At 39.8% G+C, this 26,996-nt stretch carries 21 protein-coding genes; 19 read left to right on the top strand and 2 right to left on the bottom strand.

Features of this window, described 5'->3' with window-relative positions:
• The first annotated feature begins 16 nt into the window (after positions 1-16).
• From MHH68_RS16250 to tagH, 4 genes are all read left to right on the top strand, one after another.
• Positions 17-2,278: a CDP-glycerol glycerophosphotransferase family protein gene (locus MHH68_RS16250; RefSeq protein ID WP_339164117.1), complete on the top strand. Its 2,262-nt coding sequence runs from the start codon at positions 17-19 to the stop codon at positions 2,276-2,278.
• A 182-nt stretch (positions 2,279-2,460) separates the two neighbouring features.
• Entirely contained in the window at positions 2,461-4,827 is a 2,367-nt protein-coding gene (locus MHH68_RS16245) for a CDP-glycerol glycerophosphotransferase family protein (RefSeq protein ID WP_339164114.1), read from the top strand.
• A gap of 171 nt (positions 4,828-4,998) precedes the next feature.
• A complete protein-coding gene (locus MHH68_RS16240; RefSeq protein WP_142945334.1) occupies positions 4,999-5,826 on the top strand; it encodes an ABC transporter permease in 828 nt (275 codons plus the stop codon).
• 19 nt (positions 5,827-5,845) lie between these two features.
• Positions 5,846-7,447 (top strand): teichoic acids export ABC transporter ATP-binding subunit TagH, encoded by a 1,602-nt coding sequence (gene tagH / locus MHH68_RS16235; protein WP_339164111.1) that lies wholly within the window; start codon positions 5,846-5,848, stop codon positions 7,445-7,447.
• A 26-nt stretch (positions 7,448-7,473) separates the two neighbouring features.
• On the opposite strand, the gene galU is transcribed toward tagH, so the two are convergent.
• Complete coding sequence (galU, locus tag MHH68_RS16230; RefSeq protein WP_034660174.1) at positions 7,474-8,355, bottom strand: UTP--glucose-1-phosphate uridylyltransferase GalU; 882 nt, start codon at positions 8,353-8,355, stop codon at positions 7,474-7,476.
• Positions 8,356-8,624: 269 nt separating this feature from the next.
• Here galU and wecB point away from each other — a divergent pair, with 269 nt between their 5' ends.
• Positions 8,625-9,764, top strand: a complete 1,140-nt coding sequence (gene wecB, locus MHH68_RS16225; RefSeq protein WP_339164109.1) for a UDP-N-acetylglucosamine 2-epimerase (non-hydrolyzing) — start codon at positions 8,625-8,627, stop codon at positions 9,762-9,764.
• Between the two features lie 34 nt (positions 9,765-9,798).
• Here the strand turns inward: wecB and MHH68_RS16220 are convergent, their stop codons facing one another.
• Positions 9,799-10,719, bottom strand: a complete 921-nt coding sequence (locus MHH68_RS16220) for a LytR family transcriptional regulator (RefSeq protein WP_050944362.1) — start codon at positions 10,717-10,719, stop codon at positions 9,799-9,801.
• Positions 10,720-10,901: 182 nt separating this feature from the next.
• Between MHH68_RS16220 and MHH68_RS16215 the strand changes: the two genes are divergently transcribed.
• From MHH68_RS16215 to MHH68_RS16150, 14 genes are all read left to right on the top strand, one after another.
• Complete coding sequence (locus MHH68_RS16215) at positions 10,902-11,225, top strand: hypothetical protein (RefSeq protein ID WP_035701604.1); 324 nt, start codon at positions 10,902-10,904, stop codon at positions 11,223-11,225.
• Positions 11,226-11,249: 24 nt separating this feature from the next.
• Positions 11,250-13,358, top strand: a complete 2,109-nt coding sequence (locus MHH68_RS16210) for a SpoIID/LytB domain-containing protein (RefSeq protein WP_339164107.1) — start codon at positions 11,250-11,252, stop codon at positions 13,356-13,358.
• A gap of 23 nt (positions 13,359-13,381) precedes the next feature.
• On the top strand, positions 13,382-14,872 hold the full coding sequence (locus MHH68_RS16205) for an N-acetylmuramoyl-L-alanine amidase (RefSeq protein ID WP_058013545.1): 1,491 nt from the start codon (positions 13,382-13,384) through the stop codon (positions 14,870-14,872).
• A 233-nt stretch (positions 14,873-15,105) separates the two neighbouring features.
• Complete coding sequence (locus tag MHH68_RS16200) at positions 15,106-15,678, top strand: hypothetical protein (protein WP_061409772.1); 573 nt, start codon at positions 15,106-15,108, stop codon at positions 15,676-15,678.
• Between the two features lie 199 nt (positions 15,679-15,877).
• The gene (locus MHH68_RS16195) at positions 15,878-16,537 is read left to right on the top strand and encodes an exopolysaccharide biosynthesis polyprenyl glycosylphosphotransferase (RefSeq protein ID WP_034281119.1); all 660 of its coding nucleotides are present in this window, start codon (positions 15,878-15,880) and stop codon (positions 16,535-16,537) included.
• A gap of 18 nt (positions 16,538-16,555) precedes the next feature.
• Positions 16,556-18,007, top strand: a complete 1,452-nt coding sequence (locus MHH68_RS16190; protein ID WP_268497494.1) for an MOP flippase family protein — start codon at positions 16,556-16,558, stop codon at positions 18,005-18,007.
• The gene (locus MHH68_RS16185; protein WP_339164105.1) at positions 18,004-19,188 is read left to right on the top strand and encodes a glycosyltransferase; all 1,185 of its coding nucleotides are present in this window, start codon (positions 18,004-18,006) and stop codon (positions 19,186-19,188) included. Before MHH68_RS16190 ends, MHH68_RS16185 begins: the two co-directional genes overlap by 4 nt.
• 79 nt (positions 19,189-19,267) lie before the next feature.
• Entirely contained in the window at positions 19,268-20,602 is a 1,335-nt protein-coding gene (locus MHH68_RS16180) for a UDP-glucose/GDP-mannose dehydrogenase family protein (protein WP_339164104.1), read from the top strand.
• 18 nt (positions 20,603-20,620) lie between these two features.
• Positions 20,621-21,550 carry an NAD-dependent epimerase/dehydratase family protein gene (locus tag MHH68_RS16175; RefSeq protein ID WP_339164101.1) on the top strand — a complete coding sequence of 310 codons (930 nt, stop codon included), beginning with the start codon at positions 20,621-20,623 and terminating at the stop codon, positions 21,548-21,550.
• A gap of 39 nt (positions 21,551-21,589) precedes the next feature.
• Positions 21,590-23,047, top strand: a complete 1,458-nt coding sequence (locus MHH68_RS16170) for an O-antigen ligase family protein (protein ID WP_339164098.1) — start codon at positions 21,590-21,592, stop codon at positions 23,045-23,047.
• 72 nt (positions 23,048-23,119) lie between these two features.
• Positions 23,120-23,797 carry a hypothetical protein gene (locus MHH68_RS16165; RefSeq protein WP_339164096.1) on the top strand — a complete coding sequence of 226 codons (678 nt, stop codon included), beginning with the start codon at positions 23,120-23,122 and terminating at the stop codon, positions 23,795-23,797.
• A gap of 24 nt (positions 23,798-23,821) precedes the next feature.
• The gene (locus MHH68_RS16160; RefSeq protein ID WP_050944347.1) at positions 23,822-24,577 is read left to right on the top strand and encodes a glycosyltransferase family 2 protein; all 756 of its coding nucleotides are present in this window, start codon (positions 23,822-23,824) and stop codon (positions 24,575-24,577) included.
• 25 nt (positions 24,578-24,602) lie between these two features.
• Entirely contained in the window at positions 24,603-25,793 is a 1,191-nt protein-coding gene (locus tag MHH68_RS16155) for a glycosyltransferase (protein WP_339165816.1), read from the top strand.
• 131 nt (positions 25,794-25,924) lie between these two features.
• A complete protein-coding gene (locus MHH68_RS16150) occupies positions 25,925-26,992 on the top strand; it encodes an MraY family glycosyltransferase (protein ID WP_058013554.1) in 1,068 nt (355 codons plus the stop codon).
• The last annotated feature ends 4 nt before the right edge of the window (positions 26,993-26,996 follow it).

Here is a 26,996-nt window from a genome sequence, read left to right as displayed (position 1 = left end):
AGGAGATTAACGATTAATGATTGAAGAGGGAATTCATAAGAAGAGTGTCGTTGAAGGGTTAAAAAATCATCATGAGAAACTAGAAATGCTTATTCGTATCGACGATGACATGCCATTAACAGATAGAGAATTTTATTTATTTATGAGGGAAAGAGTATCAAAACAAGAGCTTTTCCTGCCGCTTGTTCATCAAGAAGACAATCTATTCAAATTGGTATTGAGTGAATCATCGCTTCCGCTTGCATTAGAGCAGGGTCAGACATACAACCTGTATGTGACGGACTATTTGAGTGCAGACAAAGAAGAGGATGAGGACGAGCTTGAGGACTCGGCCTATGATTCTGATTCGGAAGAAGAGGAAGAAGAACTAAAAGAAACGGATCATGCCGAAGTAGAAGAAAAGACGTCATACTATAAACGCCGTTTAAAAATGGAAATAGAAAAACCTGAGATGACTTTTTTAGAAAATAAAGACGCCATGCTGTATATTATTCCATACCGCACAGACAAAGGAAATGCATCTTTGAAAATCAAACGTGAGCTGAAGGTTGTGAAATTCAATCATATCGAGCTCAACAAAGGATGTATGTTATCTGTGTCCGGTTATGCAGGCGTTCTAAGTGCTGAACATCCGTATGAGATCATAGAAGCAAAGCTTCTATTGAAGAAAAATGGTGAAGAACCAATTGAGCATCGTTTTCCGGTAAATATCACCTATATAAAAGATGAAGTGATCGAATACCGTGATGATCAACATGTACCACAGCTTTATCAATTTTCAGCGGAAGTTCCTTTAGAGGAATTGACCTATTCATTAAACAAACGCTTTGTATACCGCTTTTATCTTGAATTTATCTGCGATGTGAACGGAGCAGAGGAAACATTAACAACCACTTCTTTAGTGCTTGGAGATCGCTCGAACAAACTCAAAGGACTTGTCCAAATTCATAAAAGAAATGATGTACCGATTCGATATGAGGTGTATCGAAAGAAAAAAAGACAAACGCTTGGCATCCGAATCAATGATTATACAATGAAAACACGTGCGAAGTACTACGTCAAAAGCAAGTGGAAGAAGTTCAAAAAGCAAATCGGTAAAATAAAGAAAGTTCGTAACCGCCTTGTGACAAGAACTTTCCAAACGACCTTTAAGCTGGCAAGTAAGTTGTCTGTGAAGAAGAAAACCGTTATTTTTGAAAGCTTTAATGGAAAACAATTCAGTTGTAACCCGCGTGGTATTTATGAATATATGAAAGAAAATCACCCTGAATATACGCTGATCTGGAGCGTGAAAAAAGGGCATGAAGCACCATTTAAGGAAAAGGGCATCTACTATATCAATCGTCTGTCATTGAAATGGATTTTTGCAATGGCAAGAGCGGAGTATTGGGTCGTAAACAGTCGTTTGCCGCTATGGGTTCCAAAACCAGAACACACCACATACTTACAGACTTGGCATGGTACACCGTTAAAACGACTGGCGATGGATATGGACGAAGTTCATATGCCTGGAACAAACACAAAGAAATACAAAAAGAATTTCACGAAGGAAGCATCGAATTGGGACTATCTCATTTCTCCAAATGCTTATTCGACCGAAATCTTTACACGAGCTTTCCAATTTCAAAAGACTATGATTGAGTCAGGATATCCGAGAAATGACTTCCTTCACAATCAAAACAATGAAGAAACGATGAGAGCACTCAAACAAAAGATGAACCTGCCGCTTGATAAAAAATTGATCTTATACGCACCAACATGGAGAGACGATCAATTTTATAAAAAGGGGCAGTACAAATTTGATTTAGACCTTGATCTGCATGAGCTGAGAGCCGCTATCGGAGACGAATATATCATCATTCTGCGTATGCACTATTTAGTCGCTGAAAACTTTGATTTAGGGCCATATGAAGGCTTTGCCTATGACCTCTCTCATTACGAAGACATTAGAGACCTTTATATGATTTCTGATCTGCTCATCACTGACTACTCATCAGTGTTCTTTGATTATGCAAACCTCAAACGTCCGATGCTGTTCTATGTGCCAGACATTGAAACATATCGTGACAAGCTGAGGGGCTTCTACTTCGATTTTGAACAAGAAGCACCTGGACCTCTTGTGAAAGAAACAGCCAGCGTCATTGACTGGGTAAGAGAAACAGAACAGCCAAACTTTACATTGCCAGCTTCATTCGCGCCCTTTTATGAGAAATTCTGTTACTTAGAGAGCGGAGAGTCTTCGAAGCGTGTAGTGGAAGTAGTGTTTTCTGAAAAATAGTTTAAAAAGTACCGTTCTTCATCTTTTGAACGGTACTTTTTTGTGTTTTTTATTCCAATGTACACATATTTAAAAGTTATGGTAAAAATAAAAAAACATAGAATTTTAACAGTAAACATGCTAAATTTAGATAAGATTATCCGGTAATGTAAATTTGCTGAAAATAATATAGAGGTGCTTCAATGTACAAACTTTATCATAATTTTATAGAAATTCTTAATTTAGATGAACAAAAGTTAGTGTTATATATTGATGACATAGAGAAGTTGTGTACTTTTGAATTTAAAGAGCTAATTGTAAACGAATCAAAGAGGATTTGTGAAATTAATGTAAAGGATCAGATGATTTTTGAATCTTCAATAGATCATTCTAATGAAATGATCTATCTTTATTCTAAGGATCAGAACTTGTATATTGTCAAAGAAAGTTCTGACATTCTTCAACCAAATCAAATACATCCTATCGACATTAACAATCAATTTGAAGATATATATGTCAAACAATTAGGGTTAGACCGCTATGGCTTATATAGAGGCGAAGAGGAACTGTTATTATTCTCAGGGCTGCTGAACGTAGATGAGATCAATCGGAATTATAAAATGGATTTGAAGATTCATGGGGCAGATAGAAGATTTGTAGACATCTCCTTTATCAAATATAGTCCCTTCAACTTTGTCGTTACGTATGATTGCCAAAATAAAGAACTAAATGTAAGGAAAATTTTGTTTGATGTGATGCAGGAACATAAAGATATTGAAGTGACTGTGAATAATCGTAATCAAATCAAAATTTTAAATAAGGTGACTGAGCAAAAGAAAATAGTCAACTTTAGACTTGTTCCTAGATATCAGCCGCTCAAGGTTTTTGGTAAAGATACATTAGAGCAATTCAAAGAAGATAATATCATTAATATTTTGGTGATTAATAAACAAAGGTATTACATTTATGTAAGAACGAATGGTGTTTACTTAGTAAGAGGAAACCCTTATCTTGTTACAAAACATACATCAAGACTACGTATTTTTAGTTTGTTTAATAGCTTTTATGTTTATGGAAGACTGACACATTACGCGTATAATTCAGACCAAAAATATGAATATCTGTACATTAGAAATTCTGATTACCAAGTGGCGAAATTTATAAGACCATTTAGAAAGATCAAATTCCTAAAAAGGTATGGTTTCTTTAAAATTTCGTTAAATGATCTTGACTTAGACAGCAGAATCCATAATAACCTATTCGTTGGAAATGATAACCGAATTATCCATAGTTTAAGGCTGAAAAAAAGAGATAAAAAGGTGAAAACATATATTACGAAAAAGAATGGGGACAAGCTTCAAGTACTAAGAACAAATCTATTTGGAAATGTGACATCAACCATTATTCCTTATTCACAGGAATATTCTTTATTTAGTAAAGTAAAAATAAAAATAGCGAGTATCTTATCATCATTCTATAAAGACAAGAAGTATGGTGTGAATTTGTTTTTTGAGAAAAAGAGTGATAAAGCAGATGAATCCGCTATTAGAGTGTATGACTATGTACAAGAGAATTGTCAAACAGACTCAAGAAATTACTTTATTCTTAATAAGAAATCAACTGCTTATCCGGCACTTAAAGCTAAATATGGAAAGGGAATCATTCCGAAATATAGTCTGAGACATTATTTAAGCATCTTCAATGCCAGCTATTTTATTTCAAGTGAATTATCTAACCATGTTCTGAATGATAGGTTATATATTGATCATCTTAGAGAAAGAATTATGAGTGTTCCACTTGTCTTTTTGCAGCATGGAATAATGTTTGCGAAACCAGTTGATAATCCGATGGCCTTTGGATTCCATAAAGACAAGAACCAATATAATATTTATAAATCAGTCATCAGCTCTGAACTAGAGGCTGGTGAATTCTACAAAATGAAATATGACCGTGAGGATTTGATTTTGACAGGTCTCGCAACTTTTGATCATGCCAAATTAGTAGACGGTGCAGATAAGATCGCCTTTATGCCAACTTACCGCTATTGGGAAGAGGGACTAATATATACAAATAGAATCGAAGAAACATCTTACTATAGAGTTCTGATTAAAATCATTAAAAGCTTTGAAGAAGCAGGTCTTCTTGATCGTCTGTTAATTGTACCGCATAACAAATTTTCACAGTACGTTTATCAAAACCTGCCTCAGTATAAACATATTATTTCTGATAATCCATCGGAAGCGCTAAAAGTATCAAAGGTGTTTATCACTGATTACTCTTCTGCTATTTATGATGCACAATATAGAGGAGCATACCCTATTTTTTATTGGGAAGAAAAAGATTACTTGATTAGACAGTATAAAGCAATTCCTCCTGTAAACGAAGAAAATGCTCCAGGACCGATTGCATATAATACTCAAGAGCTGATTCGTATTGTCAAACATGCGATTGAGAATCAGTATGTTGTGGAAGATGAATATAAAGAAAAATACTTGAAAATTAACAGCTTTAACGATAATCAAAATACGAAAAGAATTACAGATTTCTTAAAAGAGCATCAAATTATCTAATGTCTTATGCCCCCTGAATCTATGATTGAAAGGATTCGGGGGTTTTTTGTCTTCTAGTTTGATGTGCATGACTTTTGTTATAAGATGAAATGTGCATCGTTATCTGTTACAATTATGAGCGGTGCTTTTTAAAAAAGTAATCCCAAAAACTTATATCTAAGGAAGATTAGAATGAACGCAATGTTGACGATACTAAAGGAGCAAATCAGCTCATTTCCGCTGATTATGCGACTTGCTGTTTATGAAACAAAATCAAAATATCAGATGAATTATTTAGGTGTTTTATGGCAGTTTTTAAATCCATTGATTCAAATGCTGGCTTACTGGTTTGTTTTTGGTATGGGCATTCGCGGAGGACAGCCAATTGTTATTGGAGGCATGGAGGTTCCATTTATCATCTGGATGCTTGCTGGATTAATCCCTTGGTTCTTCATTAGTCCGACGATTCTTGATGGATCAAACAGTGTGTTTAAACGCATTAATATGGTATCGAAAATGAATTTTCCGATTAGTGCGCTGCCGTCTGTGGTGATTATGTCCAACTTGTTCAGCTACTTTGTCATGATGGGCGTCTATTTGATTGTGCTGATTTCCTATGGCATCTATCCTGACGCACATTGGCTGCAATATATATACTATCTTATTTGTATGATCGCGTTTATGTTTTCGTTTAGTTTGTTTAATTCCACGATTAGCGTACTCGTGAGAGACTATCAATTTCTTTTACAATCCGTGACACGATTACTTTTCTTTTTGCTGCCGATTTTTTGGAATATTTCAGAGAAGCTCACTGGAGACAAAGCGTGGATTGGGGATATATTAAGATTGAATCCTCTTTTCTACATTATCGATGGTTTTAGAAATAGTTTGTTAAAGGGAGAATGGTTCTTCCATGATGTCAAATACACACTTTATTTTTGGCTGATCACGCTTCTTCTTTTAACAGTCGGTTCATTGCTTCATATGAAATTTAGGGATAAATTTGTCGATTTTCTTTAAAAAGTAAGGAGATTATACGATGAAACTAAAGGTTTCGTTTCGAAACGTATCCAAGCAATACGTCCTATATAAAAAGCAGTCAGATAAGATTAAAGGGCTGTTTTTTCCTAATAAAAATGAAAAAGGTTTTTTTGCTGTTCGTGATGTGTCCTTTGATGTATATGAAGGCGAGACGATTGGTTTTGTAGGAATTAACGGATCTGGGAAATCGACAATGTCGAACCTTCTAGCGAAAATCATTCCACCGACAAATGGTGAAATTGATATGGACGGCCAGCCTTCGTTAATTGCAATTGCTGCAGGGCTGAACAACCAATTAAGCGGGAAAGATAACATTCGCTTAAAGTGTTTAATGATGGGACTGACGAATAAAGAGATAGACGAGCTTTATGAAAAAATCGTAGAGTTTGCGGATATTGGTGATTTTATTGACCAGCCTGTAAAGAGCTATTCAAGTGGAATGAAATCGCGCCTTGGCTTTGCCATTTCAGCGCATATCGATCCAGATATCCTGATTATTGATGAAGCGCTCTCTGTTGGAGACCAAACCTTCTATCAAAAATGTGTGGACCGTATTACAGAATTCAAAGAACAAGGAAAGACGATCTTTTTTGTCAGTCACTCTATTAGCCAAATTCAAAAAATCTGTGATCGGGTAGCTTGGATGCATTATGGTGAACTTCGTATGTTTGATGATACGAAAAAAGTTGTGAAAGAGTATAAGGAGTTTGTTGAGTGGTTTAACAAGCTTTCAAAGAAAGAGAAAAAAGAATATCAATTGAAACATAAAGAAGGCCGCAAAGGCGTACAGAAGACAGAAAAGGTGTCTCGTTATCAAGAGAACGGAAAACGGCGTTCACTGTTCGGACCCGCATTTCAAGTGACAGTTTTAGCAGTATTAACGATATTGCTTGCCTTATCGATGTTTTCAGATCGCCCGCTTCGTACACTGGCGACATTTGGTGCAATCCCATCAGATAAGATAGAAGCGCCTCATTCGAAGAACCCGGAGACCAAGGGAGCTCCCGATATGAAAAAGGTGGATCAACAGGTGATTGTCACGTCTGATCCACTCACACTTTACAAAGACCAAGCCTTGAAAAAAAAGGCGGATGTCACCTTGCCATTTGGACAAGAAGTACAGGCTGTTGCTGAGAATAAACAAACCGTCCAAATTAAAACAGCTTCAGAAACGTATTTTGTCAAACCTGCTGCGCTTCAAAAAACAGAGGAATTAAAGTCATTATCCATTGGACCAGGACAGTTTAATTCCTATGTATCGCCTGCATCGGCAGGTTCGTATGAGTATTTACTTTCTTTCCTTGGGCAAGAAGAATCTGTGCTTAAGCAAAAAATGCAAACGCTGAGCTCGATCAAAAGTGATCAAGGCGGAACGATTGAGCGATTGACCACAGAGAAAACTGACTATGTCATTGAAAATGGTGAAGCAAATGCGATTGTCTTTCATGAGGTGATGCCGATCTCTCCTTCGACACTTGGACTGACAGAACAGAAGATTTGGATGAATGAGAAACAAACGAAATTCGCATTAAAGGGCGAAAGTAATCTGTTTGTCATTGATAATGAACAGCATACACTGACGATTTCAGTGATGAAATAAAAAGCTGCCGAAACCGGCAGCTTTTTTTAATTCACTTCTTCTTTTTCGAGAAGCTGTTTCATAAATGGAATGAGTTTCTTTTTCAGATCCTCATCTTGAAGGGCAAACTCGAGAGTCGTCTCGATGAAGCCTTGCTTCTCACCAACATCGTATCGTTTTCCTTCGAAATCATAGGCGAATACACGCTGGATGTCATTCAGCTTTTGGATGGCATCTGTCAGTTGAATTTCCCCGCCTGCACCAATTTCTTGCTGATCAAGGTACATAAAGATCTCTGGCGTGAAAATGTAACGACCTAAGATGGCTAGATTGGATGGTGCGGTACCTTGCGGCGGCTTTTCCACAAAGTTTTTCACTTGATAGCGGCGTCCTTCTTGTGTAAGAGGGTCGATGATCCCGTAGCGATGCGTATCGCTGTCTGCTACCTGCTGAACACCGATCACAGATGAAAGGGTCTTTTCATATTCATCCATCAGCTGGCGAAGCCCAGGTGTTTCAGCTTGGACAATATCATCACCTAATAAAACGGCGAAAGGTTCATCGCCGATAAAGTTGCGTGCGCACCAAACAGCGTGTCCAAGTCCTTTAGGTTCCTTTTGACGTATGTAATGAATGTCAGCAATGTTTGAGGATTTTCTCACCTTTTCTAAAAGCTCGCTTTTCCCTTTTTCCTCTAGGTTGCGCTCTAGCTCTGGTGCAAAATCAAAATGATCTTCAATGGCTCTTTTTCCTTTTCCAGTAACGATAATAATGTCTTCAATTCCTGATTCAACAGCTTCTTCAATAATATATTGAATGGTTGGTTTATCAACGATTGGCAGCATTTCTTTAGGCATTGCCTTTGTGGCAGGGAGGAAACGTGTCCCAAGACCTGCAGCTGGTATAATGGCTTTACGTACTTTTTTCAATGAACTTTGCACCTTCCTTACATAGATAACCGATTTAATCAATCAATGTTTGTTCTTGGTCGTCTGTTTAAAGTGTAACTTACAAATCATAGGAAAGACAAATGATTTCACTAAAATGAATTTTAGATAATTCATATTTTATATGTTAAATGTAAAGGAAAGAGAAATTTAACGTTAATTCAATGTAAATTTCTTTTTTTATACCATTAAATTTATCCTCCAAATTGTGTATAATTGAAAGTACTATACTAGGAAAGAGGATTAAACAAGTGAAAAAACTAAATGTAATGACTATTTTCGGTACTAGACCTGAAGCGATCAAAATGGCACCACTTGTCCTTGAACTGAATAAACATCCACAGATAAATTCGATTGTTACTGTAACAGCTCAGCATAGAGAAATGCTTGATCAAGTCCTTGAGGCTTTTTCTATTACACCAGATCATGATTTAAACATCATGAAGCAGCGCCAGACATTATCTGAAATCACATCAAATGCACTATTGAAGCTAGATCAATTATTCCAAGAGGAAAAACCTGATATTGTCCTTGTTCATGGAGACACAACAACAACCTTTGCAGGAAGCTTGGCCGCATTCTACCACCAAATTTCAGTCGGTCACGTTGAAGCGGGTTTAAGAACACACAATAAATATTCGCCGTTCCCAGAGGAATTGAACCGTCAAATGACAGGTACTATTGCCGATATTCATTTCTCCCCTACAGAGGAAGCGAAGCAGAATCTTTTAATAGAAAATAAAAAAGAAGAGACCATTTGTGTGACAGGGAATACAGCGATTGACGCCCTGCAAACAACAGTTACTGAGCATTATCAGCACCCTATTTTAGAGAGAATAGGGACGGATAAAATGATTTTGTTAACGGCTCATCGCAGAGAAAATCTCGGTCAGCCGATGAAAAACATGTTTAGAGCGATTAGACGTGTTGTAGAAGAGTTTGAAGATGTTCAGGTCGTTTATCCTGTTCATCTAAACCCTGCCGTACGTGATGCAGCTCAGACAGAATTTAGCGGTCTCGATCGTGTACACTTAATTGAACCGCTTGAAGTCGTTGATTTCCATAACTTTGCTGCCGCTTCGCACTTTATCTTAACGGATTCTGGCGGTGTACAAGAGGAGGCTCCTTCTCTAGGTAAGCCAGTATTAGTGCTCCGTGATACAACAGAACGTCCAGAAGGCGTGAAAGCCGGCACACTTAAGCTTGCAGGTACGGATGAAGAGACCATTTACAAAATGGCAAAAGAGCTGCTAGTAGATCAGAAGGAATATGACAGCATGTCGAAGGCGTCTAACCCTTATGGTGATGGACAAGCATCGAAACGAATCGTCCAAGAACTTCTTCATCGATTTGGATTAAGTGAAGAAAAACCTGCCCCATTTAAATCATAAAAAAAGAAGACTACAATCATGTAGTCTTCTTTTTTTACTGCTCCAAACTGTCCTTCAATTCCTTCTTCACTTTAGCCAGGCTGCTATCATCAAGCTGATAATAATAAATATTATTGATGCGTGCTCCCGTACCTTTCAGCTCGTGTTGCTTCACACGCTGTCTTGCGTCACGATAGTCATTCATCATCGTCCACATATCATCAAATGACATGTTGGTCTTCATATTGTTTTCCACGACTTTGAACATATCGCCGAACTTCGTAATAGATGAAATGTTTGCCCCTTTAGCAATGATGCCTTCAATGACTTGGCGCTGCCTTTGCTGGCGTCCGAAGTCACCCTTTGGATCTTGCTTTCTCATTCTTGTGTAGGCAAGGGCTTGATCGCCATTTAGATTAATTTCTCCTGTACCAAATGAGTGGCCATCATAGCTGAAAGCAAATGTGCTGTTCACTGTAATGCCGCCAAGTGTATCGACAATATCCTTAAAGCTTTCCATATTGACTTTCACGAAGTAATCAACAGGTACATCAAGCAATTCCTCTACAGTATCAGCTGCCATTTGTGTACCGCCGAATGCATAGGAGTGGTTGATTTTATCCATTGTGCCTTTTCCGACAATTTTCGTATACGTATCACGCGGGATACTCACCATCTCAGTTGTTTTGGTTTTTGGGTTAACGGTCATGTATATTAATGTATCCGCACGGCCTCGGTCATTTTTTCTTTCGTCAACACCCATGACTAAAATAGAAATCGGGTCTTTCTTATTTAAATCGACATCTTTGTCACGCTTATCTGACTTCTTTAAATTCTCCTGAATGCCTGCCACGGTTGATGCTGCTGTATTCCAAAGATGATATGCATATCCGCCAGTTGCTAATACGAATAAGCCAATAATCGATAAAACAATCCAAAGAACTTTTTTCTTCTTTCGTTTTCTTTCAGCTCTCATAATGTCCCTCACCTTTTCTATGATTCTTCCATGATTATAGGTTTACGAATCTTGATAAACAAGTTATTTTTTTACTCTGAACCTAGATATAGACGTTGTAACAAAAAAAAGGTTTCAAAAAACCTTAAATTTACCTTAAAATATTAAGTTATAAGACGATACAAAGACATGAGGTGAAAAAAATGAAGAAAATCGTCGTTTTACCGTTCTTAATACTACTACTTGGTATCGTGCTCACAGCATGTGGAACGGCTGAGCAGTCCTCGGGAGAAAACAAGACAAGCAGTTCAACTCCTCAGGTGCTGGAAGAAAAAGCTGAATTTATTGGAATGGCTGATGCACATACAGTCGAAGTGAAAAAAGTGAATACGACCTTAAGCTATGAATTTACGGATAATTTTAAAGATGTTTTAAATGAATTCAAACCAGGAGACAAAGTAGAAATCTCTTACTTTATCAATGACAGTGGTCAAAAGGAAATTCAAAAGATCGAAAAACAGAAGTAAAAAAGATGGGCGGGATGAACAAAATTGAAGAAAACAGGCGTTACACTTATTGTTCTCATGACAATGACTCTATTAATTGCACCCTTTCAGTCTGCCATGGCTAGCTCGACAATTTCAGTGAAATTGTCTAATTATATCGGTAATAAACAAACGATGGACTTATCCACAGCTGGAGAATACAAGCTGTCAGGGTCGAATGTGGCTGTTACGAAAAGATATGATGGCAAAAATCGATACGAAGTTGCCAATAGCATCGCGTCTGCCGGCTGGAAGAATCCATCAACAGTTGTCATTGTGAGCCGTGATGCATTTGATCATGCTATTTCTGTATCACCGTTAGCTTACAAACTAGGCGCACCCATTTTGTATACAAACATTGAAAAACTGACAAAAACAACTGAAAATCAGCTGAAGAAAATGAAGCCGGATAACATCCTGATCGTTGGTAACACGAAAAGTATTTCAACAGCTGCTGAGAAATCTATTAAAAAGTATGGGAAAGTCAGACGTATTAGTGGAAAAGACAAGTTTGAAATCTCCCAAAAAATCGCTAAAGAAATGGGTAACTATAAGCAAGCTGTCGTTGTCGGAGGAAACTCATTTATGAATGGGATTGCGATTGCATCCTATGCATCGAGAAAGGGTTACCCAATCCTGTTAACAAAAAAAGATTCCATTCCGTCTTACAAGCTGCCAAGCAAAGTCATCATCATCGGCAGTACGAAAAGTACGGGACAAAAAGTAGAAAATCAAATTAAAAAAACGTCACAGGTGACAAGAATCAGTGGTGCCAATCGCTATGAACTCTCTGTGAATATAATGAAGAAATTAAATATCAATGCAGATAAAGTTTATTTGGCAAAAGCCGCTAGCTATATTTATGCTATGCCGCTGTCTCAATTGGCTGCAAAGTCTAATAGTACTGTTGTGTATGTGAAACCGGATTCTGTCACAGCGTCACTAAAAAAACTGCTGAAAGAAAAGGGTACATATGCTTATCACCTTGCTGGTAGCACAAGTGCGATTAAAGATAGCTTGAAGAACTCATTAGCCAAACAAGTCTATCTGAAAAAAAATCAAAACTACCAATTGAATATTTCTAACGGAAAAATTTCATTAAAAGGTATAAAGACGTATAACAATGTAAGAGTTGTTCCTGAGAAATATTCAACGAAAAATATCCTTCAAATTGCCGGGAAGCCTTACCTAGGCAGCGTCAACTTTGCAATTGAATCAGGTTATATCAGGCCGACTCTTGAAAATATTCCATTTGAAGACTATCTAAAAGGCGTAGTACCAAATGAAATGCCTGCAAGCTGGCATGTTGAAGCGCTAAAAGCACAGGCAGTGGCCGCTAGAACGTATTCAGTGAAAAGTATTGGAAAAGTCGTACCTGATACAACTGCCTTCCAAGTATATGGAGGATATAACTGGTACACGAATTCGACAAAAGCTGTCGATGCCACAAAAGGGAAAGTACTGAAATACAACAATCAGCTCATTTCAGCCACCTATTATTCTAGTAATGGCGGCTATACAGAGGCAAGTGAAGAAGTGTGGGCAAATGCATTGCCGTACTTAGTGGCCAAAAAGGATACAAAAGATCCAGTCAATGCATGGACACTAAAACTCTCTAAAAAGCAGCTAGGCACTATATTGACTGCTAGCACAGCAGCATCTCAGTGGTCTAAGGCAAAAGAGACAAATGCAGCGGATCTTGCTGGTCTCAAATCATGGCTGCTCAAAAATAAAGAAACAGCTGCATCTGATATGAAGATTGCATCCATCTCAAGCTTGACGTTCTCAGGAAAAACAAAAGGACAACGTGCGAAGACGGTATCAATCAAGCTGACATATCATCTGAAAAATAAAACAGGCACATATGCAGTAAACAAAAGTACAACGGCAAGTATGAAGATGACCGAGTTTAGATCCATCATGGGCGCAACAAAGGTGAAAAGTACATTTGCGTCAGTCAAAAACAATACAAATGACTTTACGATTTCAGGAAAAGGATATGGCCACGGCATTGGCATGAGCCAATACGGAGCCAAAGCTAGAGCAGAATCTGGAAACTCATATTCTTCTATACTTTCGTTCTACTATCCGGGTACAAAACTAACAAACTATTAAAGGATTAAAGGAGGACATAGACGATGCGCTCAATCATGAAAACAGCCATCCTCAGCCTCATTGCTATTTTCGTTATCGTTCCAACAGCTTTGGCAGACAATTCAGTCTCACGAATTGATGGCGGGAGCAGATATGCTGTAGCGGCAAACGTAGCGAAAAAAGGATGGGGAACTGCAAGTACAGTCGTTTTAGTAGGGAAAACTGCGTATGCAGATGCAACAGCAGGAATTCCACTTGCATACCAAAAAAATGGACCAGTTCTTTACACAAACAGTAAAAGCCTTTCGGGTGATACAAAAAAAGCCTTAACTTCATTAAAAACAAAGACGGTGATCGTTTTAGGCAGTACATCAAGCGTGTCAAACAACGTGGTCAACCAAGTGAAAAAAATGGGCATCTCCACACAGCGTATTTCAGGAAAAAACCGATATGAGCTATCTGCCAATATCGCGAAAAAAATGAAAAAGCCAGCAGGCGTCGTTGTCGTTGAGGGTTCTTTCTATGCACATGGGATTGCAATTGCACCTGTAGCAGCTCAAAAAGGATTCCCTATTCTATACACAGATAAAAAGGGACTTCGTTCTGAAATCGCTTCTGTTGCAAAAGCAAGCAACGTGAAACAAACAATTGTAGTCGGTGGAGAGAATTACGTCACAAAAGCAGCTTATAACCAATTAAAGTCTCCAACGCGAATCAAAGGCTCGACTCGTTATGATGTCGCGGCAAATATTGTGAAAAAGTACAATATGAGCGTCAATAATACCTATGTAGGAAGAGGATTTGGTTATGCCACTTCATCTTCTGCTGCAGGAATTGCAGCGAAGCAAAACAAAGCATTGCTTCTAACGAATGAAAAGACGCTGCCAAAAGTAACAAGAGCAACAGTGAGCAGCAAGAAAATCACCAAATTTACTGTCGTAGGCAGTACAAATACAGTGACTCCGACTGTTGTGAACCAGTTGAAGAACCCGGCTGTTGGTAAAAAAGTATTCATTGATCCAGGTCATGGCGCACATGATTCAGGAGCTGTAGGCTACGGGTTATATGAAAAGAACTTGAATTTAGATGTAGCCAAGCGTTTAAATACGAAATTAAACAACGCGGGTGCACTTGTTACGATGTCAAGAACATCAGACACATTTGACAGTCTTCAAACACGAGTGAGTAAAGGTGCGTCAGCAAATGCAGATATCTTCATTAGTGTCCATGCGAACTCAAATGATAACAGCAGTGCAAACGGAACAGAAACGTATTATGACAAAACATATGCGTCTGCAAACAGCTTGAAGCTTGCGCAAAACATTCAGCCGAAAATGGTCAGTGCACTTGGTACTAGAGACCGTGGTGTGAAAACAGCTGGATTCTACGTAATTAAATATTCTAAAATGCCGAGTGTTCTTTTAGAAACTGGTTTTGTGTCAAGTCCAGTTGACTCAAATATCTTGAAATCTGCTACGTATAAAGATCGTTTAGCGTCAGGCATTTCAAGCGGTGTGTCTGGTTACTTTAGATAAGAAAATACAAACATGAGGGGTGCCTCAGATACTCCTCTTAGGCTGCTCGAGAACGTCTCTCGGCAGCCTTTTTTCAAAAGTCTATGAAATAATCGAGTCATCAATAGTGTGTCAAGTTAAAAATACATTTCATTTCTAGTTATCTTTGTTATAATTGAAACATAAAAGGTGAATGGTTTACGCATGAATCTTCAAGCGATAGCCAATCGACAAATCATGAAGAGGTGACGATCTTGAAAAAATTAATCACAATGCCATTTCTAGTATTGCTTCTAGGTGTATTACTCACAGCATGCGGCACAACAAATCAATCAAACGACAACAGTAAGGATGACAGCAAAAAAGAAACAACTGAAGCAGCTGATCAAAAGAAAGAAAATGCTTCAGAGGAAAAAACAGAAGATCAGTCATCAAATGAAAAAGCAGATGATCAAAGTAAAGAAACAGTTGCTCAAAAAGAAGAGCAATCTGGTCAATCTGATGAAGAGGCAAAAGACAGCTCAAGTAAAGAAATCACAAAAGAAGAACCTGCTAAGGAACAATCAAAAACTGATTCTAAAACAAAGAAAGAATCAACAACAAATAATAAAAATGAAGTCACCAAGGAAGGCACATATGTCGGCTTGGCTGATGGACATACCATCGCTGTGAACATTGATGGCAAAGAAGTCGCTATTCAATTTGGAAATACGTTTTCTAAACAAGTGAACAGCTTAAAAGAAGAATCAAAAGTGAAAGTAACTTATACAAAAGATGCAAACGGAACCCTTCGATTAAAAACAATCGAATCCGTTAAAGCAAAATAAAGAAAAGACACGGAGACCCGCAGAATTGCGGGTCTTTTTTACGTTGAAAAGGGCATAACTTGATATAAGTGCACATTCTTAACACAGTTTTACAAGACTTAACAGCGCATTTACATTTGCTTAATGTTGCTCTGCTAAACTGACTTTCATAGAACATCTCTTTACACAACAACTAATTTGAATGGTGAGGTGCAGGTCAGTGAGTGCAGAGAAAGCGATGAATCTTTATAGAGAATATGAAGTGAGACGAAACCACTCTTTTGCCTTAACAGAACATATGGTTCGTTATTTATTTGCAAAACGTTTCATAGATTTAATGTTCTCGTTCATCGGATTGATGTTGAGTACGCCAATCATTTTGCTGTTTGCTCTTTTGATTAAGCTGGAAACACCGGGACCAGCCTTTTATATGCAGGAGAGGGTCGGGAAAGACGGTGTTTACTTTAAATTATGGAAGCTCAGATCGATGAGAACCGATGCTGAGAGCGGAGGAGCGAAATGGGCACAAAAAAACGACCCGCGTATCACCAAAGTGGGAGCCTTCATTCGTAAAACAAGAATCGATGAACTCCCTCAATTCATCAACGTGTTAAAAGGAGAAATGAGTATCGTAGGTCCGCGGCCGGAAAGACCGATGTTTACCGCAGAATTTAATCGGACGATTCCAGGTTTTACGAAAAGATTAGCGGTCAAGCCGGGACTGACAGGTCTTGCTCAAGTAAATGGAGGATATGAAATGAGCCCAAGTGAAAAATTAACACATGACTTACAGTATATTCAAAACTTGACATTTTCTCTCGACACGAAGATTATGGTAAAAACGTTAAAAGTCATCATGACGGGTGACGGAGCCAGATAAGTAAAGTAGGGAAGAGAAATGGCAAGTATGAAAAAACGCATGCTAGGCGGGGCAAAATGGACAAGCTTGTCCGCATTCATCATTACGATCATCCAAATTGCACAGTTCGCCTTTTTAGGGAACGTGATGTCACTGAAGGAGTTTGGACTCGTTGGCATGATCACAACTGTCACCATATTTACGCAGATTTTACTTGATCTAGGGATCGGGGCAGCGATCATCCAAAAGGAACAAACAACAGAACGTCAATTATCTACATTATATTGGATCAACTTACTCACTGGAGTTGTCTTATTCTGTTTACTCATTCTAGTAAGCCCAATGATTGCCGCCTTTTATAACCGGCCAGAGCTGGAGGGGTTGCTGAAACTATTATCGATTATGTTTCTGATTGCTCCTATTGGCCAGCAATACCAATACATGATGCAAAAAGACCTAGCCTTTAAAACATTAAGTGCCATTGAAGCCATTACAACTATCATATCGCTGATTGTTTTACTCGCTTTGGCCTTCTTCATCAATCCGATTGTTGCCTATGTCATTTCTCAAGTGCTGCTGCAATCAGGAAAAGGGCTTATGTATGCCGCAGCTTATTGGAAGAAGTGGCGCCCAGCACCTGTTTTTGCATTAGGAGAAGTGAAAGAATTTTTCTCATTCGGTGCATTCCAGCTCGCATCGAGACTGGTCAATCGAGCGGGATCGAACATAGACATGATTTTAATCGGCCGGTTTCTGGGAGCGGAAGCGTTAGGCATTTATAGCTTGGCGTATCAAATCGTGACGATCCCCGTGTTGAAGATTAACCCAATTGTGACGAGAGTGGCCTTCCCTGTTTTCGCAAAAAGCCAGCGTGATCACTCCATGCTGCGAGAGGGCTTCCTCAGTATGACGAATATGCTCGCATTGATTAGCTTTCCACTATTAATCGGTCTTGCTGCCGTATCAGATAGCTTTATAGAAGTAGTGTTTGGAGAGAAATGGCTCGTAGCTGTTCCGGTTCTTAATATATTGTGCATTGTCGGCCTTCTGCGTGTGCTGATGAATCCAAACGGGTCAATACTCCTTGCAAAGGGGAGAGCGGACTTAGCCTTTTATTGGGATACGGGGATGCTTCTTGTGTATGGATGCGCCTTATATGCAGGTGTCAGCACAGGCAGTCTGCTCACAGTAGCTTGGGTTTACTCAGGTGTCAGCCTGCTCAACTTTATTGTTGGCAGATGGCTCATGGCGTATGTCATACAGCTTGATATGAAGGTGTATTTAAAATCACTTAGCAAACCTGCTGTTATGACGCTATTGATGGCCGCCTGTGCGGTAACCCTGCATCAAGGGATGAAGCTGACATCAGCAGACATTTTACTTCAATTAGGACTGACGATTTGTGTCAGTGCAGCGTTGTATGGCTTGCTGCTCATCAAAATGTATCCGCAGGTAGCAGGCAAATTATTGAGAAGAGGTCGTTCGTCATGAAGGTGCTATGGCTGACAAGTGTATATCCTAGTGAAAAACATCCAAGTGAAGGCGTATTCCATGAAACGCAAGTGCAGGAGCTGCTCAAACAAGGAATACAAGTGACCGTCATCTGTCCCAACCCGGTCAACCCACCGGTTTTACGGATGTTGAAGGCGTCCTATCGGCAGAAAATAGATCTGCCCGAACAGGAAGTGAGAAACGGAGTGACCGTATACAGGCCGCACTATACAGCGCTCCCTGGACAGCTAAAATGGGCACAGCCGAGTAAACGAATAGCGGCTGCTGTTCTCGGCGCTATGAAGCGTTACCAGCTGTCACCAGATTTTATCCATGCGCACTTTGCGATGCCATCTGGCGGAGCGGCGGCTGTGATTCAGACTGAAACGCAAATTCCTTATCTTTTGACCTTACATGGCAGTGATGTGAACGTGTATCCGGGCTATAGCAAAGGGGCAAATGCAGCCTTTGAAACGGCGGTAAAACAGGCATCTGCTGTTCTGACGGTGAGCGAGGAGCTTGCTAAAAAGACAAATGATATGACCAAAGTAGAAGCAAAATGCCTCCCGCTCGGTATTCCACTCCAGTCATTTTCTAAAACGGAAGAAGATCAACAAGGCATCAGGCAAAAGTTAGGCTTACCCCTTCACGACAAGCTCGTTGTCTTCGTCGGGCGATTAGTCAAAGAGAAGGGCTTACTTGAATTAGCTGATGCTGTCAGCGGCATGGATGGTGTGAAAGCAGTTTTTGTCGGAAAAGGCCCCCTTGCAAAGGAGCTCACAGAACGGGCTGGAGCATCCATTATACTCCCAGGGCAGGTGCCGAATGATCAGGTGAAAGACTATTTGGTGGCAGCCGATCTGTTTGCACTCCCATCCTATAGTGAAGGAATGCCAACCGTCGTTCTGGAGGCGCTCGCTTTAAAAGTGCCTGTCATTGCGACAAGTGTCGGTGGTCTCCCAACCTTATTTTCTAGCTATCAACACTTGCTCGTTGATCCGCATTCGGCAAATCAGTTAAAAGAGGCCATTCACGCCTATCTTTATGAAAACAGATGGAATGAGCAAGTGAAAAGCGATCTGTATCAAATCGTTCATACAGAATATTCATCAGTAAATAATACGAAGCAGCTCATACAGCAGTATGAAAAGGTACTTCATCAATCAAGATCCATCGTTTAAACAAGATGAAATGTGCAAAGAATGATAGATAGATAAACAGCTTGGAACGGACAATATGCTTTTACTGAGAGGATGAAAAATGTTGAAGAAAATTGCTGTGATTGGAACAGGGTATGTCGGGTTAGTATCGGGTACTTGTTTTGCTGATATCGGAAATCGTGTCATCTGCTGTGACATCGATGAATCAAAAATCAACAGCTTAAAAAGTGGTGTCGTTCCCATTTATGAACCGGGTTTAAAGGAATTGATTGAAACGAATACAGAAGAAGGAAGACTGCTTTTTACAACCAATATTCCTGCTGCTATCCGGGAATCAGAGATTATCTATATTGCTGTAGGGACACCGATGACAGCACAGGGGGAAGCTGATTTAACGTACGTGAAAGCTGTCGCTCAAACAATTGGTGAACATCTAAATGGCTATAAAATCATCGTCAATAAAAGCACAGTGCCCGTTGGAACAGGCCGGCTCGTTCAAGCCATTGTCGAAAAAGCATCGCGCAGTAAATATCCTTTTGATGTCGTATCCAATCCAGAGTTCCTCAGAGAAGGCTCTGCCATCCAAGATACGATGAATATGGAGCGTGTGGTTATAGGGTCTACAAGCTCTCATGCATCGGAGATCATTAAGGGGTTACATGAACCATTTCAAACAGTAGTGGTTGAAACCAATCTAGAAAGTGCAGAGATGATTAAATACGCAGCAAATGCGATGCTTGCAACCAAAATTTCTTTTATCAATGATATTGCCAATATTTGCGATCGGGTGGGTGCAGATGTTGAGAAAGTATCAGAAGGTGTTGGTCTAGATAGCCGAATTGGACAAAAGTTTTTAAAAGCTGGAGTCGGGTTTGGAGGTTCCTGCTTTCCGAAAGATACCAAGGCGCTATTAAAAATAGCTGAAACAGTAGGCTATCGTTTTAAGTTAATTGAATCTGTTGTCGAAACAAATACACATCAACGAGCCTATCTCGTAAAGAAATTGATGGATGTCTATGGTGATATCAAAGGGAAAACGATCTCTGTATTAGGATTGGCATTTAAACCTAACACAAATGATTTAAGATCCTCACCTGCTCTTGATATTATTCCAATGCTGCAAGATCTAGGAGCTTATGTAAAAGCGTATGATCCAATTGCTCACTTAGAAGCGAAGAAGATCCTTGGAAACCAAACGATATTCAGTGACAACCTATATCAAACAATAGAGCATTCAGATGCATGTTTAATCTTGACTGAATGGGAAGAAGTATTAAAAATGGATATGGAGAAAGTCAGAAGACTGCTTCAACGTCCAGTGATCATTGATGGACGTAATATATTTGAACCAGAACAAATGAGAAAAAACGGCTTTATTTATCTTTCGATCGGCCGTCCACATGTACAGGATGTTAAGATGTTATTAGAAGCTTGATTTTTAGGAGGAACTTGGATGAAGAAAGTACTGGTTACTGGAGGTAGTGGATTTATAGGTTCACATACTGTTGAAAAATTAATAAAAAAAGGATATGAGGCCATCGTGCTTGATAACTTTTCAACAGGTAGGAAGGAAAATATTGCACATTTATCTGTTCCATGTATTGAAGAGGATGTAACAAAACCAGAAGTGGTTGAAATCATTAAACAAATCGCACCAGACTACATCATTCATCTTGCTGCACAAGTAAGTGTCGCAGTATCTGTCAATGATTATATATATGATCAAGAAGTGAATATTAAAGGATCACTGCATGTGATCAAAGCGGCTTCAGAGGCTGGTGTCAAGAAAGTGGTATTTGCCTCATCGGCAGCTGTCTATGGAGATCCTGTGTATCTGCCAGTAGACACCGCTCACCGGTTAAAGCCTGATTCGCCGTATGGTTTATCAAAGCTCACAGTAGAGCGGTACTTAGAAATGGCAAAAACATTGTATGATGTGGACTATTGTATTCTTCGGTATAGCAATGTTTATGGTCCGCGACAAGACGCACTTGGCGAAGGCGGGGTTGTCTCTATTTTCTCTGATAAGTTTGCAAAGGATGAGGCTCCTTTCATTTTTGGAGACGGGGAACAAACAAGAGATTTCATCTATGTAGGTGATCTAGCAGCAGCGAATGTTGCGGCTTTAACAGCTCAATCAAACGTTTGTTTAAATATTTCATGTGGGGATTCGATCACTGTGAATGAGCTGTTTCAAACGATGAAGCGAGTGACGAGGTCGCATCTTGAACCAATTTACAAGCCGCAGCGTGCAGGAGATATTGTGCATAGTACATTGGCAAATGAGGAAACGAAACAAGTCTTAGCATGGGAGCCTGTTGTGAGTTTACAGGAAGGTTTGGCTCGTACCATTTCCTACTATGAACAGGAGGTCAAGGCTTAATCGCTCAAATCGGATGGGTTGCTTAGGAGGATAATGGGTATGAGTGTGAAACAAACAGCATGGCAAATCATGATTGGATGTATTTTGTTTGCAGCAGGGATCGGGCTTGTACAATTGGCATCCTCGCAGCCCGTCGGGTTAAAGAAGATGGTGGCTGTTCCGGTTATACTTCTGATCCTATCGGCTGCTCTCGTGTTGATGAAGCTGTACATGAATGGTGAGCAACTCTTCATGTCAGTCATCTATCTATTGATTACATTGACCTTTCTCAACAACGCTTTCTTTTCTATTAGTGCAGGATTCTTTAGTCTTTTTCTCTACCGTATCATGCTCATCGCCGCTTTTGCTTTATTCATATGGCGGATGAGAGATAAGGGTACGTACATATCTCAGTGGCAGCAGATTCGTGTCAAAGGTATGCTTGGTTTTTTCGCTGCATGGTTTCTTTACGGGCTTATCTCACTGCTTTGGGCTCATTCAGTCACAGACGGCCTGAAGTATATGTCCCTTCTTGCAATGGGGATGGGATTTGTCTTTCTTGTCGTCATGTATATTCAGCGAATGGACCAAGTAGTGACCTTTTATAGCATTTGGCTGGTCATGACTGTGTTTGTGATGGGGATTGGGTTCTATAACCACTTTACATTGAACCATTTACCGAATACCTCATTGTATCTAGGGCCAGCGTATAAACAGCACTATCCTACATCTGTCTTTTTTAATCAGAATGACTTTGCAACGTTTTTATCGATTAGTTTCTTCTTATACCTAGCATTCATGCGTCAAATGAAAAACGGTTATATCAAAGCATTTGGATTATTAGGTGCAATTGCCGCGCTGTATCTCATTTTGTTAACCGAATCCCGCGCTAGTCTGCTTGGGATATTAGCAGGAGTGGCGATCTATGTGTGGCTGCTGCTCCCGCGTTTTCTCAAAAAGTGGTCAATCATTGCAGCAAGCGGACTTGTCGTCATCGGTATCGCAGTCTTTTCAGCTAAGATTTATTCAGTTTTTTATGACTTGTTTCTCGCTTCTCAGGTCGCGCATTCTTTTAGTGAACCCCTCCCGTCTAACATTGCGAGAGCGAATTTAATCAAAAATGCTTGGCACTTCTTTACGAATTCATACGGATTCGGAGTTGGAGCGGGGAATGTGTCTTACTACTTAGCTCACTTTTCGATCTTTGATACAGATCAGGTCGTAGAAGTGCACAATTGGCTGCTGGAATTGATGACGAACTTTGGGTTTGCAGTCATGGTGGGCTATATCTCACTATACGCCTATCTCATGTTCACACTGTACAAACAATACCAATGGGCTGACACAAGATCGGCAAAAATGATCATTGAGGGGTTGTTTGCAGCCATGCTGAGCTTTCTCGTTTCAAGTATCAGTCCTAGCTCCGTCTCGAATTTATATTTCCACTGGGTATTTTTAGGACTGGTGATCGCAGCGGTGAATATGCTGAAAAACAAACAACGACTCAAGCTGTGGTAAACCGTGTGTGATGCTCTGTTTGTATGGCTACACTAGTGAAAGAGCAAATACGTCAATGTTGGGAGAATGAACATGTCTGGTTTCATATCTAGGATAGGGAAGCGAATCAAAAGGTACATCGTATGGCTCATACTGCTGCCAGTCGTATTAGGCGCCTTTGGTTTCTTTTTTGCTAAAGGAACGACGCAGCAGTCTAGTTATACAGCTGCTGTTACCCTCACTCTCGGTAAATATGATGATGGGGTGTATAACAATATGGCAGAAGTGACATCTCTATTAAAAAGCGATGCATTTCTAAATGAAGCACTAAGTGATGTGAAAGAAGAAGAAAGACAGGATGTGAAAACGCGTCTTATTCTTACCAATCAATCGGATACACAATTACAGCTTTCTTTCACGGATGCCGATAAGGATCGTGCTTTGGCTGTTGTGAAGCAGGTGTCGGATACATTTCTCAAGCAAGACAAAGCATTATTCACAAAAAGACAGCAGGTCATCGAAAATAGATTAGCTGCTCTTGAAGACGAATCGGTCAGCAATGATTCCAAAGTCGATAAAGAACGATTCTTATATGAATTGGAGTCAACAAAGCTTGGAATGAAGCAGGCAAAGATTGTCGATCCTGCCCAAGTACTTGATGAGGGCAATAAAGGCATGTCAGCCAAAAAACGGGCACTGCTTGGGCTTGTCATTGGCTTTAGCATCTCGCTCATGTTTGTGGTCTTACCCGAAGTGTTCAAAGAATCTTAATAATGAACTGGAGATGAGTCTTAGGTGAACAATCAACCGTTAGTATCCATCATTACACCGGCGTATAATGCGGAACGTTATTTAACGGATACAGTTCATTCCGTCCTTGCCCAAACCTATTCCAATTGGGAGCTGATCATTGCAGATGATTGTTCTACAGATGGAACTAGAAAGCTATTAGGGGATTTAAGTCAAGCGGACGACAGAATCAACGTCATTTATTTAGAGGAAAATGGGGGAGCCGCCATTGCTAGAAACGCAGCCATCAAACAGGCAAAGGGACGCTTTATCGCTTTTTTAGACAGCGATGATATGTGGAAAGAGACGAAGCTTGAAAAACAGGTAGACTTCATGCTGACAAATGATTATGCCTTTACATTTACGGCATATGACATCATTGCAGAAAACGGAGAACCATTAGAGAAAACCGTCACTGCGCCAGCGAGATTAGACTATAATGAAGCCCTGAAAAACACCATTATCGGCTGTTTAACGGTCATGCTTGATCTTCAAAAGGTAGGACATGTGGAGATGCCGAACATTCGTACAAGGCAGGATTTAGCTACATGGCTGTCTATACTAAAAAGAGGATTTACAGCCTATGGTATGAGTGAACCGCTCAGTGAATATCGCATCGTTGGGAACTCCATCTCTAGTAACAAGTGGAAAGCAGCGAAAAAAACGTGGTTTGTCTACAGAGAAATTGAGCAGCTTCATTTTGTCAAAGCGTCTTGGTGTTTTATGCACTATGCGACAAATGCTGTGAAGAAGCGCTTATAAACAGAAGGGAAAAAAGGTGATAAAGGTGAAAGCAGACTCGATCATACATGTTGTCGTAGCGACGGGAGAATGGGGACAGGACGGACTGAGGTACAGACGGCATCGGCTGGCCGAATTTCTAGCATCTGATCCAGAAACAAAAGAGGTCATCTGGGTATGCCCGTCATCATCTCGTCATACAGCTCCCTTTCAGCCCATAACAGATCGAATGAAGCAATTGACCATTCCTGATGTGCTCAAGAGCAAATTATTTCGCTTTGGCCGATATCAAGACATGTTCTATATTCATAAATTATCCCCTCTTCTTGAACATTTGCGGCAGGAGGAAAAGAAGGGGATCGCCGTTTGTTTGTGGTATACGTTTCCGGGCTTTCCGCTCTTATCTTCTTTATTTGAATGGAAACATATTGTCTATGATTGCAGTGACCTGTGGGGAGAGCCAATAAGCGGCAACCATAACATTCTTTCTTATATGAGGCAGCGTGTCATTGTCAAAGCAGAAAATCGGATCATTAAATATGCACACAGCATTACATGCTCTTCTCAATATTTACACGATCAAATCAAAAAACGTCTTATGGGAGAACCAAAAGATGTGTTTACGGTGGAAAATGGCGTCGAATATGATGTGTTTGCGAAAAGCAATCTTCCTTGTAAAGAAGATGTGCTGGAAGGAAGAGAAGGGACCGTGCTTGGTTTTATCGGAGGAATTAAGCCAAAGCTCGATTTTGACATGATGGCTGAAGCTGCTCGTATGCGGCCTGATTGGACATTTTTATTTGTCGGTCCGGATGGAACGAATGGAGATCCATCTTTTCAGCATGCACTCAAACTGCCTAATGTGATTTGGATAGGTGCTGTTGCTCCAGAAGAAGTGCCTGCTTATATGAAGCTGATTGATGTAGGGATGATGCCATACAAACAATCCCCTTACAATCAAGCGGTGTTCCCTCTCAAGCTTTATGAATTTTTAGCCGCTGGAATACCGGTTGTCGGTTTAAATCTCCCATCAACGGAAAGGCTAAAAGAGAAGGATGTGTATGAATATTTAGAGGGCGATGATCCTGCGCTCTTCGTAGAAGCCTGCCTAAAAGTGATCAGCAAAAAAGATGACACAAGCTATAGACATCTAAGACAAAGCCGAGCGAAGAAAAAAGATTGGCACGCGCTGTTCACAAACATGGTAGAACTAACGAATATTAAAGAAAACGCATAATTCATTCGGGATTGTGCGTTTTTATTTGTTTCATCACCGGGGGAGGTTGTGATCATCCTCTATTCAATTGTATAATGGAAAGAGCGGCCAATATACAAAATACAGATTTCAATTTAGAAGGAGACTGACCTATGGATTACGAACGCGCCTTATTAGCGTTTTTTGTCTCTCTGGCTACAGTTTTAATTGTGACACCAATCGTCAAAAAGTTTGCAATTAAGATTGGTGCAGTGGACCAGCCGAATAAACGAAAAGTTCATGATAAAGTAATGCCTCGAATGGGTGGTTTGGCAATTTTTATTGGAGTAGCGGCTGGAGCATTAGCAGGCGGGCTGTTTCTACATAATAAAATTACAGCAATTTCAGTTGGTGCCGTACTCATCGTCATTTTAGGTATATTTGATGATAAATATAATTTAAGTGCAAAATTTAAATTTCTCGTACAAGTTCTTGTTGCTTGTTTGATTGTGAGCACGGGCTTAAAAATGGACTTCTTCTCTGTTCCTTTTTTAACAGATCGAATTGAGTTAGGTTGGATGGCATATCCCCTCACCGTGCTATGGATTGTGGGCATCACAAATGCCATTAATTTAATTGACGGCCTTGATGGACTAGCTGCCGGTATTTCTGTCATCGGTTTAACAACGATTGCAGTGATGGCATTTTCCGCTGATAAGATTCTGATTCTTTCTTTATCTCTTGTCGTCATTGGCAGTACGATCGGCTTTCTCTTTTACAACTTTCATCCGGCGAAGATTTTTATGGGAGATACCGGTTCGCTATTTTTAGGCTATATGATCTCGGTGCTGTCACTTTTAGGGCTATACAAAAGTGTCACTTTGTTTAGTGTTGTCGTTCCTGTGATCATTCTAGGTGTTCCTATATTTGATACGACCTTTGCAATCATTAGACGCATATTAAACAAACAGCCGATTTCATCACCGGACAAATCTCATATTCATCACAGACTAATGGCCTTTGGCTTGTCCCATCGCATGGCTGTCATCGTGATTTACATGATTGGGTTAGTCTTTAGCTTAAGTGCGATTTTGCTGACAAGCGCGACCCTTTGGTTATCGCTCATCATTATCTTTTTACTGGTGATGTTTATGCAAGTGATTGCGGAAGTCACGGGTTTGGTCAACGAAGAGTTCAAACCATTTACGAAATTCTATAAACGAATGGTCAAAAGACAATAAAAAA

The organism is Bacillus sp. FSL K6-2841, from assembly GCF_037976435.1.
Classification (GTDB): Bacteria; Bacillota; Bacilli; order Bacillales; family Bacillaceae; genus Bacillus; species Bacillus pumilus.
This window is presented reverse-complemented; position numbering and strand designations above follow the sequence as displayed.

Coding starts and splice junctions, on each gene's coding strand:
- MHH68_RS16240 (WP_142945334.1), top strand. CDS start 4,999: ATGAACGCAATGTTGACGATACTAAAGGAGCAAATCAGCTCATTTCCG.
- MHH68_RS16190 (WP_268497494.1), top strand. CDS start 16,556: ATGGCAAGTATGAAAAAACGCATGCTAGGCGGGGCAAAATGGACAAGC.
- MHH68_RS16245 (WP_339164114.1), top strand. CDS start 2,461: ATGTACAAACTTTATCATAATTTTATAGAAATTCTTAATTTAGATGAA.
- MHH68_RS16250 (WP_339164117.1), top strand. CDS start 17: ATGATTGAAGAGGGAATTCATAAGAAGAGTGTCGTTGAAGGGTTAAAA.
- MHH68_RS16175 (WP_339164101.1), top strand. CDS start 20,621: ATGAAGAAAGTACTGGTTACTGGAGGTAGTGGATTTATAGGTTCACAT.
- MHH68_RS16205 (WP_058013545.1), top strand. CDS start 13,382: ATGCGCTCAATCATGAAAACAGCCATCCTCAGCCTCATTGCTATTTTC.
- MHH68_RS16150 (WP_058013554.1), top strand. CDS start 25,925: ATGGATTACGAACGCGCCTTATTAGCGTTTTTTGTCTCTCTGGCTACA.
- MHH68_RS16220 (WP_050944362.1), bottom strand. CDS start 10,719: ATGAGAGCTGAAAGAAAACGAAAGAAGAAAAAAGTTCTTTGGATTGTT.
- MHH68_RS16185 (WP_339164105.1), top strand. CDS start 18,004: ATGAAGGTGCTATGGCTGACAAGTGTATATCCTAGTGAAAAACATCCA.
- MHH68_RS16215 (WP_035701604.1), top strand. CDS start 10,902: ATGAAGAAAATCGTCGTTTTACCGTTCTTAATACTACTACTTGGTATC.
- MHH68_RS16180 (WP_339164104.1), top strand. CDS start 19,268: ATGTTGAAGAAAATTGCTGTGATTGGAACAGGGTATGTCGGGTTAGTA.
- MHH68_RS16165 (WP_339164096.1), top strand. CDS start 23,120: ATGTCTGGTTTCATATCTAGGATAGGGAAGCGAATCAAAAGGTACATC.
- MHH68_RS16170 (WP_339164098.1), top strand. CDS start 21,590: ATGAGTGTGAAACAAACAGCATGGCAAATCATGATTGGATGTATTTTG.
- tagH (WP_339164111.1), top strand. CDS start 5,846: ATGAAACTAAAGGTTTCGTTTCGAAACGTATCCAAGCAATACGTCCTA.